The organism is Acinetobacter legionensis, from assembly GCF_057165765.1.
In genome coordinates, this window is sequence record NZ_CM169896.1 from 734,665 (window position 1) to 752,734 (window position 18,070).

Annotated in this window: 16 protein-coding genes and 8 tRNA genes; 15 read left to right on the forward strand and 9 right to left on the reverse strand. The window is 37.5% G+C overall.

The features are described 5' to 3' along the window. Positions 1–155: 155 nt before the first annotated feature. Both AC2G3J_RS03495 and AC2G3J_RS03500 read right to left on the reverse strand, forming a co-directional pair. Positions 156–296, reverse strand: coding sequence for an entericidin A/B family lipoprotein (locus AC2G3J_RS03495; RefSeq protein ID WP_336954649.1), 141 nt, complete (start codon positions 294–296; stop codon positions 156–158). 128 nt (positions 297–424) lie between these two features. Beyond that, on the reverse strand, positions 425–1,258 hold the full coding sequence (locus AC2G3J_RS03500) for a DUF1853 family protein (protein WP_483770664.1): 834 nt from the start codon (positions 1,256–1,258) through the stop codon (positions 425–427). Between the two features lie 226 nt (positions 1,259–1,484). Between AC2G3J_RS03500 and AC2G3J_RS03505 the strand changes: the two genes are divergently transcribed. From AC2G3J_RS03505 to AC2G3J_RS03550, 10 genes are all read left to right on the forward strand, one after another. Then, positions 1,485–1,883 (forward strand): YbaN family protein, encoded by a 399-nt coding sequence (locus AC2G3J_RS03505; RefSeq protein WP_336954645.1) that lies wholly within the window; start codon positions 1,485–1,487, stop codon positions 1,881–1,883. 274 nt (positions 1,884–2,157) lie between these two features. Further along, a tRNA-Val gene (locus tag AC2G3J_RS03510) sits at positions 2,158–2,233 on the forward strand. Positions 2,234–2,257: 24 nt separating this feature from the next. After that, a tRNA-Asp gene (locus tag AC2G3J_RS03515) sits at positions 2,258–2,334 on the forward strand. 45 nt (positions 2,335–2,379) lie between these two features. Next, a tRNA-Asp gene (locus tag AC2G3J_RS03520) sits at positions 2,380–2,456 on the forward strand. 72 nt (positions 2,457–2,528) lie between these two features. Beyond that, positions 2,529–2,604 (forward strand) — tRNA-Val (locus tag AC2G3J_RS03525). 8 nt (positions 2,605–2,612) lie between these two features. Further along, positions 2,613–2,689: transfer RNA gene (locus AC2G3J_RS03530), tRNA-Asp, on the forward strand. Between the two features lie 107 nt (positions 2,690–2,796). After that, a tRNA-Val gene (locus AC2G3J_RS03535) sits at positions 2,797–2,872 on the forward strand. Between the two features lie 8 nt (positions 2,873–2,880). Beyond that, positions 2,881–2,957: transfer RNA gene (locus tag AC2G3J_RS03540), tRNA-Asp, on the forward strand. 182 nt (positions 2,958–3,139) lie between these two features. Then, positions 3,140–3,215: transfer RNA gene (locus AC2G3J_RS03545), tRNA-Val, on the forward strand. 75 nt (positions 3,216–3,290) lie between these two features. Beyond that, entirely contained in the window at positions 3,291–3,755 is a 465-nt protein-coding gene (locus AC2G3J_RS03550; protein ID WP_419328179.1) for a DUF2750 domain-containing protein, read from the forward strand. A gap of 40 nt (positions 3,756–3,795) precedes the next feature. Here the strand turns inward: AC2G3J_RS03550 and AC2G3J_RS03555 are convergent, their stop codons facing one another. From AC2G3J_RS03555 to yccS, 4 genes are all read right to left on the reverse strand, one after another. Continuing rightward, positions 3,796–4,581 (reverse strand): YdcF family protein, encoded by a 786-nt coding sequence (locus AC2G3J_RS03555; RefSeq protein ID WP_483770665.1) that lies wholly within the window; start codon positions 4,579–4,581, stop codon positions 3,796–3,798. Positions 4,582–4,705: 124 nt separating this feature from the next. Further along, positions 4,706–7,348 (reverse strand): PepSY domain-containing protein, encoded by a 2,643-nt coding sequence (locus AC2G3J_RS03560; RefSeq protein WP_483770666.1) that lies wholly within the window; start codon positions 7,346–7,348, stop codon positions 4,706–4,708. Positions 7,349–7,506: 158 nt separating this feature from the next. Next, positions 7,507–8,067 (reverse strand): hypothetical protein, encoded by a 561-nt coding sequence (locus AC2G3J_RS03565; protein WP_483770667.1) that lies wholly within the window; start codon positions 8,065–8,067, stop codon positions 7,507–7,509. A 99-nt stretch (positions 8,068–8,166) separates the two neighbouring features. Then, positions 8,167–10,290: a YccS family putative transporter gene (gene yccS / locus AC2G3J_RS03570; RefSeq protein ID WP_419820749.1), complete on the reverse strand. Its 2,124-nt coding sequence runs from the start codon at positions 10,288–10,290 to the stop codon at positions 8,167–8,169. A 197-nt stretch (positions 10,291–10,487) separates the two neighbouring features. On the opposite strand from yccS, the gene AC2G3J_RS03575 reads away from it, so the two are divergent. After that, a complete protein-coding gene (locus AC2G3J_RS03575) occupies positions 10,488–11,705 on the forward strand; it encodes a multidrug effflux MFS transporter (protein WP_483770668.1) in 1,218 nt (405 codons plus the stop codon). 474 nt (positions 11,706–12,179) lie between these two features. Then, on the forward strand, positions 12,180–12,629 hold the full coding sequence (locus tag AC2G3J_RS03580; protein WP_483770669.1) for an ABZJ_00895 family protein: 450 nt from the start codon (positions 12,180–12,182) through the stop codon (positions 12,627–12,629). A 108-nt stretch (positions 12,630–12,737) separates the two neighbouring features. Here the strand turns inward: AC2G3J_RS03580 and AC2G3J_RS03585 are convergent, their stop codons facing one another. Beyond that, entirely contained in the window at positions 12,738–13,160 is a 423-nt protein-coding gene (locus AC2G3J_RS03585; protein WP_004817681.1) for a hypothetical protein, read from the reverse strand. A gap of 536 nt (positions 13,161–13,696) precedes the next feature. Between AC2G3J_RS03585 and AC2G3J_RS03590 the strand changes: the two genes are divergently transcribed. From AC2G3J_RS03590 to AC2G3J_RS03600, 3 genes are all read left to right on the forward strand, one after another. Continuing rightward, the gene (locus AC2G3J_RS03590) at positions 13,697–15,319 is read left to right on the forward strand and encodes a mechanosensitive ion channel (protein ID WP_336952119.1); all 1,623 of its coding nucleotides are present in this window, start codon (positions 13,697–13,699) and stop codon (positions 15,317–15,319) included. 84 nt (positions 15,320–15,403) lie between these two features. Next, complete coding sequence (locus AC2G3J_RS03595) at positions 15,404–15,568, forward strand: hypothetical protein (protein WP_004723765.1); 165 nt, start codon at positions 15,404–15,406, stop codon at positions 15,566–15,568. Positions 15,569–15,713: 145 nt separating this feature from the next. Then, on the forward strand, positions 15,714–15,866 hold the full coding sequence (locus AC2G3J_RS03600; RefSeq protein WP_336952118.1) for a hypothetical protein: 153 nt from the start codon (positions 15,714–15,716) through the stop codon (positions 15,864–15,866). 22 nt (positions 15,867–15,888) lie between these two features. Here the strand turns inward: AC2G3J_RS03600 and AC2G3J_RS03605 are convergent, their stop codons facing one another. Further along, positions 15,889–17,088: a BaiN/RdsA family NAD(P)/FAD-dependent oxidoreductase gene (locus AC2G3J_RS03605; RefSeq protein WP_419328185.1), complete on the reverse strand. Its 1,200-nt coding sequence runs from the start codon at positions 17,086–17,088 to the stop codon at positions 15,889–15,891. Between the two features lie 80 nt (positions 17,089–17,168). After that, the gene (locus tag AC2G3J_RS03610) at positions 17,169–18,032 is read right to left on the reverse strand and encodes a 1-aminocyclopropane-1-carboxylate deaminase/D-cysteine desulfhydrase (RefSeq protein ID WP_419328186.1); all 864 of its coding nucleotides are present in this window, start codon (positions 18,030–18,032) and stop codon (positions 17,169–17,171) included. Positions 18,033–18,070: the final 38 nt, after the last annotated feature.

The following is an 18,070-nucleotide window of genomic DNA, read 5'->3' on the forward strand; positions in this document are numbered from 1 at the left end:
GGACATTGATCAAGTAAGTAAATTGAATAATATAATAGAGGAAGATAAAACCGAATGAAAACCTAAAAACGAGAGAAAGTAGAAAACTATTTAAATCAGCATTAAAAAGCCTTATCTAATTAGATAAGGCTCATGTTGTAGAATAAAATTGAGAATTACAATTTATTTTCAACTTTTTCTGCAGAATTCGATACAGCATCCCCCGCTTTAGAGACATCCTTGCCAACACCTTTAAATGTGTTGCAACCAGCTAAAACAAAAGCGAATAACATTGAAACTGCTAAAATTTTTTTCATTACTATCTCCGTGTTTCACGCGTTAATTAGAATTTTAGTATACGAGTATCTCGTAAATATATCGTTATGCTTTTATGAGTGAATTCGTTAATCCATGTATAAGAAACGTGAATAATTAAGCATTTATGTCAAAAGAAAATACCAGAGGGGGCTTGGCGGTACATATAAAATTGTAGGGTACTTGTGTTGTGATATAAGCCATTACACCACCATTGTGCAACAGGTGAGCTTTGCTCTAGATCTGGACAAATCCATTCATGCCGCTGTAACCGATAATACCCTGTTTCAATATGATGACCCCACTGTCCCAATCGATGTTGAGTATTGATCCATGAGGGAAGTACAGTAAGGTCTGCAAGATTTGGCAAATAAAGTTGTCCTTTCATTATAGCCAGCCTCTTTTCAATTTTAAAATCTAAAGCCTGTGTAAATTGAAATTGTTTTTTTGAGAAATGATTAAGTTTTCGTAAAAGAGTGTCACTACGGTTTAGACCATACCAATGCATTAATTGTAAGTTTGATTCGCCTAAATAGTACTTTAAAGCAACTTCCCAATGCTCGATCTGTTTTGTGGCCTGATTACGAACAAGGAAATCAATTTCGCCTAATGTATTCTTTGCTTCAATGATTTGGATACTATGCTGAATGAGTTGATAATGTTGATTGGCTTCATCTTGCAACCAGAACCAAAATAAATATTCAAAACGTAACCCTAAACGTGTACTTTTGAGTTGTTGCAAAAATTCAATGAGTGGGGTGGGGTCGTGATCGAGTTGATCTAAGCGCGTTTGAAAATCTATATATTGTTGTTGCCAAAACCCCGTGTCGTGTACTTCAAAACGATTTTTAATTTCTAATTCATCAGGCAGATGCTGAATAATATTGGGACTGGCAATGCAAAAAGCCAATTGACGAACAAGAGGGTGTTTGTACTTTAACCAAGGCTCAAAGTAGTCTGTCATTGTATGCTGTCCTAAGCTGAGGACTCACTCAGTTTATTTTTAAAGAAAAGGTTTTTAGTGTATTGAGATTCAAGCAAATAAGTAGATATACATGCAAGCTCAATTTGACTGTATTGGAAATGATGAACATCGTGATTTTAAAATACAATGATTTCAATTGATTTAAAATATACTGGCAAAATCATTTGGGCGGTATACTAGTCGAATGGGCAGATTGAGTTAATCTATGAAAGTTTTGTTTTGGCGAACATTGGTGATTGTTTTTATTGTACTCGGGTTTATCGGGGCAATATTACCGGGAATGCCAACGACAGTTTTCCTCATCTTGGCAGCTTGGGCGGCATCAAAAGGTTGGCCACAGGTTGATGCTTGGTTACTCAATCATCCCAAATATGGTGCAACGCTTCGTGCATGGCGTGAAAATGGCACAGTACCACGTAAAGCAAAGTGGATCGCCAGTATTATGATGTTGATCAGTGGGGTGATTATGTTATTCACCAATGCGCCATTGGCTGTGAAAATTTTTACCGATGTGACCATGTTAATTGTGGCTATCTGGCTTTGGTTACGTCCTGAACCAAAACTTACTATAAAAAATCTGAATGAAGTGGATAAATCCGAATAGCCTTTATTCGGTATTTTTAATCACTGAAAATCTTATTAAGTCTAGATGAAATGAATAATACGATTAAAATAGTGATTAAATGATCAGCTAAATTTATTTAAATACAGGTTTTAAAACTTTATAAATAGATAAATAATAAACAAAAAACACCAATTAAAACAAAAATGATCTATTTTTTAATCACTCAAACCTAAAATAGGTAAAACATCGAGAAAAGCGTTTGACACTCAGTAAAGATTCTCTATAATGCACCTCACAAACGATGAAGTCGTTAGGGCGCTTAGCTCAGTTGGTAGAGCGTCTGCCTTACAAGCAGAATGTCGGCGGTTCGATCCCGTCAGCGCCCACCAAGCTTTAACGTTGAATTTTTTAGTGCAGCGGTAGTTCAGTTGGTTAGAATATCGGCCTGTCACGCCGAGGGTCGCGGGTTCGAGTCCCGTCCGCTGCGCCACTTAAATTCAATCATCGTATGTGTAGCAATTTTATTGTTAAAAGTGCAGCGGTAGTTCAGTTGGTTAGAATATCGGCCTGTCACGCCGAGGGTCGCGGGTTCGAGTCCCGTCCGCTGCGCCACTTTACAATGATTTTGTAGTAAGATGTAATACCTAATTAGAATTTAAATAGTTTTTTATTTTTTCTAGTTTAGGGCGCTTAGCTCAGTTGGTAGAGCGTCTGCCTTACAAGCAGAATGTCGGCGGTTCGATCCCGTCAGCGCCCACCATATACAACGCAGCGGTAGTTCAGTTGGTTAGAATATCGGCCTGTCACGCCGAGGGTCGCGGGTTCGAGTCCCGTCCGCTGCGCCATTTATCTTTTTTCCTGAGATCAAGATATTTGGAAGTATAGGAATTTGAAAGAGAATTTTGTTTTCTTTTATCTTCTGATAAAGTAATATTGTGATGATCCTCACTAAGGGCGCTTAGCTCAGTTGGTAGAGCGTCTGCCTTACAAGCAGAATGTCGGCGGTTCGATCCCGTCAGCGCCCACCATATACAACGCAGCGGTAGTTCAGTTGGTTAGAATATCGGCCTGTCACGCCGAGGGTCGCGGGTTCGAGTCCCGTCCGCTGCGCCATTTATCTTTTTTCCTGAGATTAAGATATTTGGAACTGTAAGAATTCAAAGTTTTTGATTTTTAAAGATCAAATATTATATGCTTTGTATAGCTTATCCCCATCTTTAGGATAGAACTTAAAATTAAATCATCGATTTTCTATAGGTTCAAACAGAGTTAACAACTTTGTTCATCCTCGCTCAGGGCGCTTAGCTCAGTTGGTAGAGCGTCTGCCTTACAAGCAGAATGTCGGCGGTTCGATCCCGTCAGCGCCCACCATGTTTTCCGATCTAGTTATTTGTTTAGAACTTCTATATAATATATAAGCATAAGTATTTTAAGAATAAATTTTCAATGAGAAATCCATATCAACGTAAAGCTGCGTCCGCAACTCAAAAAAACTCAGTACAAACTCTAGATCAATACAAACATTTTGTGGAAACGATTGTTTCACAAACTAAGGTTTTTGTACTTTATGATGATGGTTGGGCTTTATGTGCATCACCTACCGGGCAACAGTCTTTAGCCGTTTGGCAAAGCCGAAATTTGGCACAAATTTTGATTAAAGATAACTGGAGCCGTTATGCGGTTCAAGAAATTGAACTCATTGTTTTTATTGAACAGATGATTCCTTTTATTAAACAAAATAATACTGCGATTTCTATAAATTTAACCCCAGAAGGGCAAAATATTTTAGTTTCAACAAATAAATTTCTACTTGATATAAAGAATTATTTATATCGAATGTATACGACTCAACCAGAACTATTTCAAAACAATAAGCGCTTGCCTTTACCACGTAAAATTCGCTTACATTAGTAAAGTCGTATACATAATCAACGTGATTGCGTTGTGCATTTTAATATTCGCCTAAAATCCAACCACTGATATAGGCAAAATACTCTCTTAACCATGCGTTATAGCGTGTCCTGAGTGGGGTTTCAGCGCCTACTGTAATGAAATTGTGATAGCCTTGTTTTCTTGCGATTGCTGCGGCACGTAAAGTATGAAAATCACTGGTGACAATTGCAATTTTAGAATTTAAAGTCAAATCATGTTCTTTTAAAATCGCTTGGCTATTTTTAAGATTTAAGTCAGTACTGGTGCTTTTATTTTCTTGTAAGATTCTACTGGCTTTGATTTGCAGATTTTCTTGTAAATATTGCGACATAATTTCTGCTTCAGTTTTTTCTTCACCAAAATCTAAACCACCACTGACAATGATCCAAGCCTGTGACTGTTGTTTGGCAATTTTACCCGCTTGATCTAAACGTTTTGCAAGAGTCGGTGAGGCTTTTCCTTGGGTAATGCCACTGCCTAAAACAATAAGCGCTTGTAGATCATTTTCTGTTGTGTTTTGTTGGGATTTCAAGTGGATATAGCTAAAGAAGCCGATTAAGCTGACTACCCAAATTGTAAATAGAACCCATCCTAAACGCCAGATTTTCTTTAACTTTAAGTGTTGTGCTAAATACTGCTGAATGCGTTGACTCCATAGCGCTGTAGTGATAAAGACTAAGCCAATCAGCAAAGGGAGTATAGTTCCTAAGTGGATTTTTTTATATAAAATTAAAATAAATCCATCGAGGAATAAGACAAATCCCAGCAAAAAAAAGACAATGTAGAAGAGTTTATTGTTATACATGGGTGAAAACAAATCATTAAAAATTAGTCTAATTCTAAACGAAATCTGTGCATTTATTATATATGAATCAAAAAAAACCGAGCAATTGAGCTCGGTTTTGGTGGGTAAATTTATTCAATAGACCCTAATAAACATCACGACGATAACGACCATCTAAACGTAATTGTTCAACTGTGTCTTCTCCAAGGATATCAATTAAAGCGAGATCAACATCAGTCGCCATACCATTGATACTGCCACAGACATAGATCACCGCATCATTTGCAATCCATTTTTTCAGTTCTTCGGCATGATCACGCAGTTTATGATGTACATAAATTTTTTCAGCTTGATCACGAGAGAAAGCTAAATCAATACGTTTTAGCATTGCTGTATTTTGCCAAGCTTGAATTGTATCTTTAAAGAAATAATCGTTTGCTTGTTGGCGTTCACCAAAAATCAACCAGTTTTCAGTATAGTCCATACGGACACGGGCATGAATCAAACTCATTAATCCAGCAATTCCTGTACCATTTCCAATGCAAATAATCGGACGGTTATCCGTAATTAAATGGAATGATTCATTATTACGAATTCTCAACGCAATTTTATCACGTAATTGAACATGTTCCGTCAGCCAACCAGAGCCTAGACCAAGTTCACCTTGAGCATTCAGTTGCTGGCGAACTACTAAACGCAATACTTGCTGACTTGGAATACTGGCAATCGAATACTCACGAGTAGGTAGTGCAGGGAGTTGCTCTAGTAAATGCTGCATGTTGGCAAAAGGTTCAACATCAACCGTTAAATCGCGATCCCAAAGTGCTTCTTGAATACTTTGCTCGAGTGAATCCACGGTTGTATCTGCATGAACTTGATATTTATTTAAAAACAATTGAATACGTTCAGGACTATTCCCAGTTTGAATTTCTGCAATATCGCCAGCTTGCCAATCCGTATCATAGCTTGTTTGTAATTCAAGATTAAATGCGGGTGCGCCTAAGCTGTTTGGATTGAGTAATTCTCGTTTTGTTAGACGCCATTGATCAAATACTTTATCAATAGACATTGTTTGTAGATCGAGTTTTGTGGCTTTTGCTAAAGCATCATTCCAATGTTGGATATCTGCATTATTACCATTGTTGACTTCAAGCGTAGCAAACAATTGTTGCGCGCCAGAATGTTTTAACCATGCATCTATGCGATGCCCAAAGCTACAATAGGTCTCAGGATAGTCTTGTGAACCCAATGCTAGAACCGCATATTTCAAATGCGAAAGATCCAATGATGTAGCCATAAGCTTTTTCTCAAAGTGCGAGGCTAAGTCAGGTGCTTCACCTGTACCATAGGTACTTGCAATCAAGAGAATTTGTTTGGCTTGCTTGAGGTCATCTTCAGAGATTTGTTGTACAGCTTTTACTGTTGTTGGCTGATGGGCTTCTTGCAGACTGGTTGAGGTGCGCCATGCCAATTGCTCAGACATTCCTGTTTGAGAGGCATAAGCAATTAACCAAGGTGTTGCGTTGGGATCAATTTGAATCGCTGAACCAGATTGTTTTGCAGCAAGGGTGAGTCGCTTTTGCTTACGACGTTTTAAATACAGCATCCATCCAGTAACAAAAAATAATGGCATTGCCAATGCTGCAAGCATTGCGATGAATTGAAAAACTGGGCCAAAGAAACTACCACGGTGCACAGGGAGCATACTTCCCATGATTTTTTCATTGAGTGGTTTACTTTCGTATAAGTCTAATTTTTCAATTTGTGCAGTTTGATAGTTATAGGTTGCTTTGTTTCGTGCACGCTCATGTTGTGGAATAGCATCAACAAAGGTGAGTTCAACTTTACCATCTGGCTTTTTAGGAATCGAAACAGTTAGTGTCGAATAGTCACGTTTAATTTGAGCATTAAACCCATTCCATGTTTGAGTAAGTACATGTTGAATTTGTTCTGGTTTTAAACCTTCTTTATTCTCATGCTTATTTTCACGACCTGATTGTGCTTGATGACCTGCCGTTGGATTTTGCTTTTCGCCATGTTGTTGTTGAGGATTGCCAGAAGCCCCTTGACGTCCTTGACCTTCTCCACCGCGTACCGCTTGCATTTCAGGCTGAGGTCGTTCAACCCCCATTACTTTAAACATACCATTACGCCACCAGTCATACGACCAATACAGCCCTGTACATGCTAAAAGTAAATAAAAGATCACCACCCATGTTCCGACAACAGCATGTAGATCCCAAAGGAAATTACGACCTTTGAGTTTAGGCTTAATGGCAAACCATTGTTTAAAAGAATGCTTTTTCGGCCAGCGTAAATAGAGACCACTGAGTACAAAGAAAATTAACATCAAGGTACTGGCACCAGTAATTTGTTTACCGACTTCACCCACAGTTAAGTTACGATGTAATTGCTGTATAAATTGAAAAAAATCTTTGCCTTTCACTTCAGGAAGAACTTCGGCCGTGTAAGGGTTTACCATCATGGTATAACCTCTACGTGCGCCTTCTTTGACAATATTAATATTTGAAGCTTCTTCAGCGGCTTTCGCAACCGTAATACTGTTGATCTTCATTTCAGGGTTTTGGGTTTGGAAATGCTGATAAATTTCAGCAGGCGTGAGTTTTGCCTGATTTTCAACTTTTACCGTGTAGCTATCTGGGTTTAACCATCTTTGAATAGGTTGTTCATAAGAATAGATTGCACCAGTCACTCCCATAATTGAGAGAATTAAACCAGCTGTAATCCCTAGAAACCAGTGAATTTGAAAAAAAGTCTTTTTAAACATGGCAATGCAAAGGGCAGAATATTTTTGATAGCAAATTATAGCTGAATAAATTGGAGAGATAATGAATTTTGCAGATAATATTTATTCTCATTATCATTTTTATTAAAATAGCGAAGTACAAAAAACCTCCAAAAATGGAGGTCTTTTAAAATTTTAAATTAAAGTGTCTTGGGTTCACCAACAACTTCTTTTAAATGTTTACGCAGTGTTTCAAAGGGGAAATTCTTGCTATCCATACGTTTAGGTAGAATATATGCGCCTTGTTGGCCTTTTACTTTAAAGTTTACCAGTAAGAATTCAGGGGTGTTGTACCATTCATAAATGTCTTTCCAAGCCACTGTTCCAACACCTTCTTGTACACCCATTTGTTGACGCATCACAATACCGCTTGGCTGTACACCTAATTTTACACCTTTGATTTCCTGAACTGGAAATTCATTCATCTTGCGTTTTACATACCATTCAAGACCGAACTTGCGAACCAAAAGATAGATGGCAACTGCAGCAAGAACCACCCAAAAAATAATGGTTGAATAGTTTTTAATTAAAGCGATGCCAAGTAATGAGAGTGTGACTGCTACACCCATGATTGCCCAAGCTTTAATCCCAATTTTATTGGTACTACGCCAAATTGCAAGTTGAGCGCCGCGTTGTTCGGCTTCCGAAACTTCGTACGGAACAGGTTGTAAGGTATAAGCGTAAATATTCTTGGCAGTCATAGTGTCAGTAATGTATGTAAATCTAGTCAGAGTTTAGCACTAAATCTCAAGATTTAGTGCACCTATTGTACCAAATAACGATGCAATTTTGATGCAGATTTATAAAGAAGCCAATTCAGTAGATTGATCATCTCGTTCATGGCTTAAATTTTGTTTCAAGCTACTCAGTTGCTTTAAAATACTGAACATTAATGACAATTGTTGAAGAATAATGAGTGATTTAGAGTCTTCTGACTCAGATTGGCTTAAACGGGCACGAATGGCTTTCAACATATTATGCGCGGTTAAATCAGGCATTTCATCCCGTAATAAAGCCCCAGAGATATCATCTAAAGCTTGATCCAATAGATTAAGTACCTGTTGGTCTTTCACTTGCTCACGATGTGCACCGAGTGCTGCGATATAGCTAAGGAATGTATGATTTAGACATAAGAACTCAAAAGCTAAGCTTTTTTGACTTGGGTCAAAATCTGGTTCAGTGGCAAGGGTTGAAATCAGTGAGGCAACATCTGCATCGCGATTATGCGCAGCACGACGAACAATTCGATAATCTAAACTATTGTTGCGTCCCTGATGATATTGAACGACAACGTTTGCCAAATAATTGCATTGAGCTTCCAGTGAGCGTTGAATGGTGCGGGGTAAACGACGGAACTTCCAGTCAGGGAAAATAAAACTGACACCGAACCAGGCGAGGGCACAGCCAATAACAGTGTCGATCATACGGGGCAGAGCGGCTTCATACCCCAATCCGTCCAAGTTGAAATTGATCAATGCCATGATGGTAATAAAGGCTGTGGCTTGAGCATATTGTTTACTGCGTAAATCAAAAAACAATACACCACTGAGTACGAGTAATAAGAGTTGTCCTTCAATAGATGGCACAAAATACAAAATCATATAACCTAAAATAATACCACCCAATGTTCCAATAATCCGTAATCTCAAACGACGCTTGGTGGCGTTAAAGTTCGGTTGACTGACAAACAGCGCGGTTAATAGAATCCAGTAACCGTATTCAATATTGGTGAGTTGCACAAAAACGTAGCCAATAAACAAAACAATCGAAACGCGAATTGCATGTCTAAAAAGTACAGACTCGGGGGTTAAATTTTGTTTGATTCGAATGGCAATATCATCCCATCCTTTGAGGTCATCATCTTTGAGTTGGTTTTCAAAATTTTTACTTTGATCGTATTTTATATGTCGTTCAGTTTCGAGATTTTGTAATTGTGCATCAATCGACTTTAAGTTTTGATAAAGCGCAAACAGTGAATTGACCCAAATTAAGTCATAATTTTCTTCTTTTTTGAGTTTATCCAGCGAGTATCTGAGGTTTTTAAAAGCATGCTCAAAACGGACATTATGCTGGTAGGTGGTACGGTGTAAGATACTATCGCTTAGATCCTTGCAGGCTTTGCCTTGCAGCGCTAAAATGCGTTGAAAACGAAATAACACATCACTATGTTCAAACATTTTGGCCAGCTTTTGATAATCAATATGTGCTGAATCGGCCCGTTCATGAATATCTTGTGCAACAAAGTAATATTGTAAACTACGACGCGTATCTCGTTGACCTCGGTCACCCTTTAAACGCGTCAACAAGGCAGTACGCATATCATTAAAAATGCTGATGAGCTGCCCATTTTCCATAGACAAACTAATCATACTGTCTTGATAGCTGGTTGGTGTCATATCGACATCAAACAAATTGGATTTGGAAAATAGAAAATTACCTAATGATGAAAAACATTGAGACAATTTGTCTTGAACTTGCCGTACAGGGAACAGTAAAAAACTGATGGTTGAAATAAGCCCATACCAAATTGCACCAACCACCAATAGACTTGGCTGGATATACCATTGATCAAATAAATGCACCCCAAGCATGGAATACACAGAAACCACCAAACAGCCATAAGAAATGGTGGCATAGCGACGTCCCAAAGAACCCAATAAAATCCAACCGATACAAGAAACAATCAAACCTAAGGCAAACAGAATAGGGTAAGGAAAGAGCAGGCTCACTGAGGCAGCGGTGATAAAGAATCCAATATAGGTATAGATCAAATTCATGATACGTACAGAGAAGCGATCGTCTATATCACTGAGACCTGCTGCAACCACACCTAATGTAAGAGGAATAGTCATTAACTGCTGCCCCAACAGATAAGGTACAAATGCAGTCCCTGTAAAGGCAATGATCATTCTCAAGTTATACATGAAACTTGTGTTGTAGGTTGCTTTTCTGAGTTTTAACAGCCAAGTGTTCAAAGGAAATCCTTGTTAAATCAATAGGGTGTTATTTACTTGGGCAATGCGATTTGGCTTATATGGCTTTTCACTTATCTTTGTGACAAATCATACAATGGACAGTGTAAACTTGTCTGCAACATTCCTTATCAAATTATAAACCATCTATGTCTGAAAAAAACGTTGGTCAGCAGTATTCAACGGGCTGGATTATGCTTTTGGCTTTATTTACCTCTTTGGGCCCATTATCCATTGATATGTATTTGCCAGCATTGCCACAAATGGCGCAAGATTTTAATGTGACGACCCAGCAGATCGCCAATACCTTGCCGGCGTATTTTTTTGGTCTTGCTGTTGGTCAATTGATTTATGGACCAATCAGTGACCGTATCGGGCGTAAGAAACCGCTTTATTTTGGTATGACCTTGTTTGCTTTTGCTAGCTTGTTGTGTGTTTTAGCACCTGATCATTGGTCGTTGATTGCCGCACGTGTTTTACAAGCCTTAGGGGGCTGTGTGGGGGTGGTGATGGCACGGGCTGCAATTCGAGACCGTTTAGATGTGCAAGGTTCGGCGCAAGCTTTTTCCAGTATGATGATTGTGATGGGGATTGCCCCAATTCTTGCTCCAACCTTGGGTGCAGTGATTCTACAATTCTTTAGTTGGCAAAGTGTATTTATCGCTTTGTTTATAATTGGATTATTTTGCTTGTTTTGTGTACATTTTTACTTTAAAGAAACACTAGAATCAGAACGCAGGTTGCATCTCAATTTTAAACAAGTTTTTATCCTCTATGCTTCTATTTTTAAAGACCGAAGCTTTCGTTTTCCAATGTTGGCAGGTTGTTTTACCGGAGCAGCATTATTTTGTTATATCAGTTCCGCAGCAGCAGTGTTGATGGATGGCTATCATTTAACTCAGCAACAGTTTGCTATTGCCTTTGGTTTTAATGCTTTCGGTATTATTTTGCTGTCTTCTATCAATAAGCATTTAGCCAACCGACTCTCGGTGATTCTACGTTTAAAAATTGGTGGTGTGATTCAAGTAATAGGTGGGCTGATTGTTGTCTATGCAGGTTTCATGTCTATTGCGCCACTGGCGATTGTGATGTTGGGTTTATTCCTTACGGTTTCAGGTATTGGTTTTACTGGGCCGAATGCGATGGCATTAGCGATGTCTGAACAAGGCTCAAGAGCAGGAACTGCAAGTGCAATTATGGGCAGTATGCAGTTTGCTTGTGGTCTATTGGGTGGTGTTATATTGAATTTTCTCGTATGGAATCATTTATTGAATATGGGAATTTTGATGTTGGCTTTTACAGTCGCTGGGTTTATGGCGATTTTAAAAGTGGCTCAACAGTTCAAAATGAAGCAAACTTCACATTGAGCAGATGTTTAACCAGAGATTGTCTTACTTATTGACACTACAAAAAAGTGAAAATTGTTTTATCAACTACAAGGTGATTTATACATTTTTATTGAGGCATGATTTTAATTGCAAGTTTTAAAATTTTTTGTCTTAGAACGAGTACACAAAGCACATGTAAGTTTTATCAGCAGAAACGCTAGAAACATAAACGCCAGAAAAACAAAAGCCGACGATTCGAGTGATGAGTAAATCGTCGGCCAAAATACTTCGTTATAAAGATTCAGGCTGCTAAGTTGAATCTTAAGAAGCATAAGTTTTTAGTTTCTCTGAGAGAAGGTCTCCAAATTTTTTTGCGGATGCCGTGCAATCAATTTGGTTGCTGCAGACCTTATACTTATATAACGACAACAGTTTCAAATTGGTTGACAAGAAAATGAAAAAAAGTTGAAAAAAAATTATAATATTGTTCTTTATGCAATCAAGGCTGTATTCATGGTGTCTTTAAACAAATATTTTTTGTGGTTTTTGCTGCTTTGTTTAGTCTTGACCATGATTGCAGGTGTATTGGCTGCATTATTGCCCAATGAAATTGCTGGCGTGTTAACCGCAATACCTTATTTGATTGCGATGATTATCGTGTTATATCGTTTTCTCAAACAACAACGCCGTGCGCCTACAGACCAAGAGCGTAAAAAACTGACCCTTGGTTATACTGCAATATTTTGGGGCTATAATTTACTTGGGGTATTTGCGGGTGTTTGGTTTTTTTCTCAGAATGATCCAGAAGTGTGGAAAACCTTTGTGATGTATCTGCAAAATACTCAATTTTTGCTCACTGCATTGATCATGTTGCTGATGTTAGCAATCCCTTTATATTTAATTACCTATTGGTTTTATGGAAAGCAAGCGCAGCGTATGGCAGCTAAAATGTTTGGTCAATGAGCTATTTAAATTGTTGACTTTACTTTGAGAAATCAAAGTCATTGATGAAATTTGTATTAATACAAATAAGTAAAAAATAAATCTTATTTTTAAGCTATGGATATGCTGTTAGTGTACGAACATATCCATAAATTCGCGTAATTCTTGAATGGCAATTTCAATGTCTGTTGTTAACCACGTCGGTTCAAAGATCCCTGCATAATGTTCTAAACGATCTTGAGGTACAACAAGTCGTATAGGGCAGTCTTCTTCAAGTAAACGCCATGGCACGATTGGAACTTCGTTATCCAGAAATGGCACAATATTGCGAATATCAATAATCATGGCATTGATACATTCTGGGAATGGCATAACTGATAATTCATCTGTACGGCGACGGAAATACTCCAAATCGCCCCATTTTAGAATATAACTTGGCTTATTAAATTCAATAATTCCAATGAGATGATCATCTCTTGAGGTATGTGTGAAGCATTGATGCGTGACATCAGTGTCCAAGTCCAACTCGACACTTTGTCGTTGATAAGCCATATCTACAATAGCCAAAAAATGGGGTACATATTATAGCTCATTTATCTTTCAAGAACTGCCCGAATTAAAATTTACTTTTGCTTAAAATATTTTTACACACAGATCACAAATAGCCTGTTAGTATAAAAATACATCAATTGATGGAGGTGGACGTCATGAAACACGATTTCAATAAACCATCTTATGTAACAAGTACTGAAGATATAACGCATAAGAATCGCTTACCCATTTATATGCTAATTCTTGTGGGGCTATTTCTCGTTTCCTTGCTTGTTTACATGATCGCTGACTGGCTTTAATTTTTATTTATCACATATAAATAAAATATTCATAAGACAAGACTCTAGCTTTAAAGCTGGAGTTTTTTATTTTTTGCATGCTTTTGTTGTATTTATGCAGTTAAATTTGCTCGTTATATAAGCAATAGATAAAGTAGAAGAGTAATTCATCAAGTATTCAATTCAAATAAAGAATGTTGCTTAAAGTCATTTGAGCACGCTCATATTGCTATAAATCTATAACTTGAGGGAATAAAAATGAATGAAATTTTACAAACAAGGGGTCGATTTGATGCCATGTATTATTGGGATCAATTCCATCCGATTCTTGCTGCTGTAGCCATCCTTATTGTTGGATGGATTATTGCACTTATTGTTGCAGCAGGAATTAAAAAAATCCTAGAAAAATTAGGTACAAATACAAAATTATCTTCCGCAACAGGTCATCGTTCAAATATTGAAAATATTCTTTCACGAATTATTTTTTGGGTCGTGATGGTGATTGCTGTGATTGGTGCATTAAATGTGCTTAATCTTACCAGCGTAAGTAGCCCATTCAGTTTGATGATTCAGCAATTCTTATTATTTATTCCACAATTACTTGCTGCTGTAGCTATTGGATTTATTGGTTGGATTGTAGCAAATCTGGTTAAAGTTGGTTTAAAAAAAGCGTTGGATCGTACTCAGCTTGATGAAAAATTAAGTGCAGATGTGGGAGTGAGCCCGATCAGCCAAAATATCGCTGATATTGTTTATTGGCTCATTTTATTACTATTCTTACCAATTGTTTTGTCAATTCTAGGTTTACAAGGTTTATTGCTTCCAGTGCAGAATATGTTGACTGAAGCAGTCTCTTATATTCCAAATATTTTCATTGCGGGTGTAATCGTCTTTGTAGGCTATATCTTGGCAAAAATCCTACGAGGGATTGTCGAAGGTTTAATCAACAGTTTAAATTTACAAACCCAAATTGAAAAGGTAGGACTATTTAAAAACTCAAATCAAGGTTTAGCTAAGTTTTTAGGTTCTTTTGTTTTCGCAATTGTCATGATTACTGCTTTAATTGTGGCATTTGAAGCACTTGGTATACAAGCTATTTCACAGCCGGCAACCGCTATGCTGGGTGAAATCATGTATGCGATTCCACATATTATTGCAGCTGGATTAATTTTAATTGTGGCTTATGTGGTGTCTCGTTTTGTGGGGCGTTTGGTTTCAGAAGTTGTTGCTGGAACAGGTGTTGATGAGATTCCTGCAAAATTAGATTTGCAACGCTTTTTGGGTGACACTAAAGTTTCTTGTATCATTGGTTATCTGATTGTTTTCTTTACCATGTTATTTGCAGTTTCCGAAGCGGCAAATCGACTTGGATTTGAACAAGTCAGTCATTTGATCTCCATGTTTATTTACTTTGGTGCCAACATTTTGTTAGGCGCAGTAATTTTGGTGATTGGTTTTTGGTTGGCCAATATCGTGGCGAATGTGGTACAGCGTGGTGAGTACAATAGCTCAAGATGGTTAGGCAACTTGGTTCGGGTTTTGATCATGGGCTTGGTTATCGCAATGGGCTTAAAAGCTATGGGAATTGCTGACTCGATTGTTAACCTTGCATTTGGTTTAACCTTGGGTTCTGTTGCGGTTGCTTTTGCATTGGCTTTTGGTCTAGGTGGCCGTCAACCTGCAGAACGCGTTTTAACCGATTTAATTGATAAAGCCAAGAAAGAGGCAAATCAGCCGAATCCTTTAAAGCAAGAAAATACTTATTCATCACAGCCAAGTAGTACAGATGCTACGCAAGTAACAGCAGATACTCCTACGATTGAAAATGAGTACAAATCACTTACTGATTCGCTCAAACAGGATAAAGATGACCCGAATTAACATTTAAATTCTTTTAAAGATCGATCAGGATTGATGCTTGATCGATCTTTTTATTTTTAGGGCAAAAGTGAGAGGAAAATAAAGATGTCAAAGAAAAAGCCAAATAATTTTATTGCGCCGATTGTGATTGCAGGAATCACTGTAGGTTTTTTAGCAAGTGCTTATAAATTTGTATTTGCAAAACCCAAAAAGCAACCATCAGAAATCGTTAAGCAACAACATGAATCTCAAAACAAATCTCAAGAGTGATTGTATTTGCAACGCATGAATTTTATCGGCTTTTTTAAAGAAAATAGATAGACATCAGATGATTTATTGTCTAAATTTGATGGATAAATATGTAGGCGATATAAAATTTATATATCTGATAAATATCATTTTCAAAGGAATTGAAATGAAGATAATCTTTTTTTTAAACAAAATTCATCAGTCGTTATTTGCAAAAAACAATGATCTAAAGTCGATGGACTTGGCGATTCAACGGGTGACGCAGAAGCAGCAAATCCAAAGCCATCTTATTTTATTTAAAACAGATTATTTAGAATAAGCTTTCTATTGATCACTTTAGATTAAACATATTCTGAAGCGGCATGTGCTGAAGCCCATGCCCACTGAAAATTAAAACCGCCTAAATGACCTGTCACATCTAATATCTCACCAATAAAAAATAAACCTTTTTGTTTTTTACTTTCCATGGTTTTTGATGAAACTTCAGCGGTGTTGACACCACCTAAAGTGACTTCTGCAGTACGATAACCTTCAGTGCCAGAAGGCTTAACTTCAAATTTCTGTAATTTATTGGCTATATTTTCTAGTTTTTCATCACTTAATTGTCCAATCGCCGTTTCAGCCCACTCGGACCAAATGAGATTTTGGAGTTCAATCACCACACTTTTAGGTAGATGTTCAGTCAGTAAGGTTCTGATTAACACCTTCGGTTGGCTTTGCTTTTTGCGCTTTAAAAAATCAAACAGCTCAAGACTTGGTAGAAAGTTAATGTGGAATGCTTGTCCTGCATGCCAATAATTTGAAAGTTGTAATGAGCTTGGTCCGCTTAAGCCACGATGTGTAAACAACAACGCTTCAGTAAATGCAATTAGCTCGTTAGAAAGCGTGGCTTCAACCGCATTCCCGCTTAAACGAGTCGTAACTTCTTTAAATTGATCTGAAAAAGTGAAGGGAACTAAACCTGCGCGTGTAGGATAGATATGATGCCCAAATTGTTTGGCAATTTCATAGCCGATGCCAGAGCCACCCAATGTTGGTATAGATAAGCCACCTGAGGCAACAACAACAGATTCAGCTTGAAAATAGCCTAAATTGGTGGCGACTTGAAAAGTCTGATCGTCAACGGTATTTATCGCTTTGACTTCACAACTAGTTTTGATCTCAACACGATGTGTTTTTTCACATTCGTTGAGCAGCATGCTTAAGATTTCTTTTGCGCCATTTAAGGTAAACAGTTGTCCATGTTTGCGTTCTTCGTAGTCAATGCCATATTCACAGACCATTCCAATAAAGTCCCAATTGGTATAACGCGTCAGGGCAGAGATGACAAAATGTGGGTTATGTGAAATAAAATTTTCAGGCTCGACATAAAGATTGGTGAAGTTGCATTTACCACCACCTGACATGAGGATTTTTTTACCAATTTTATTGGCTTTCTCAACCACTAAGACTTTACGACCACGGGCAGCTGCTTTTGCCGCAAGCATTAAACCTGAAGCACCTGCGCCGAGGACAATCACATCATATTGGTTAGAAGACATATTACACTCATGGAATCTTTGAGCATGGGATTATAGACAAATTTAAATTAATTTTCAGGACAAATATAAACTGATGTGATTCAGCTACGTCCTTGCAAACCACCACTATGCAGGATCAAAATTTTTGAATTTTCTTTAAAGTAACCTTTTGAAATCAAATCAAAAACTCCATAAAACATTTTTCCAGTATAAATCTGTTCAAGCGGAATGCGATATTGCTGCTCAAAGTTATTTATAAAGCTAAGTAATTCATCATTGGTTTTGGCATAACCTCCAAAACAATAATCATCCAATATTTGCCAATTTTTTTTATGAGTGAGTTGACTGATATCTTGTTGTAAAAAATCACCTTTAAGTGCTGAAAATCCTAAAATTTCCTGCTGCGGTGAACTTGCGTTAATCAGACCGGTCATTGTGCCACCTGTTCCTACCGCACAGCAAATTACATCATAATGATTTAAATCTTTTATAGTTAAAATTTCCTGACAACCTTGTATAGCAAGCTCATTGGTTCCACCTTCAGGAATAATATAAGTGTTCGGATAATGTTGGGTTAATTCATCTATCCAGTAATGATTATTTTTTTGCCTATATTTTTCACGTGAAACAAAAACTAGCTGCATACCCAATTGTTGTGCTGTTGTCAGTGTCGGGTTGAGCGGTTTATGCGCTAACTCCTCACCCCTAATTATGCCGATGCTTTTAAATCCAAATAACTGTGCTGCATATGCTGTTGCAGCGATATGATTGGAATAAGCACCACCGAAAGTCAGAATCTGTTTTAGGCCAAGCTGACGTGCTTCAATCAAATTATATTTGAGTTTAAAAAATTTATTGCCAGAAATTTGTGGATGGATTAGATCAAGCCGTTTAACTATAAGTTGAACAGATCCAGCAACATCTAAATTTTGGTAGGGAATAGCTTGGGCAATATGATCAAACATGCTGATTTTTAACTGAATGGGGTTATATGAATCGCTTT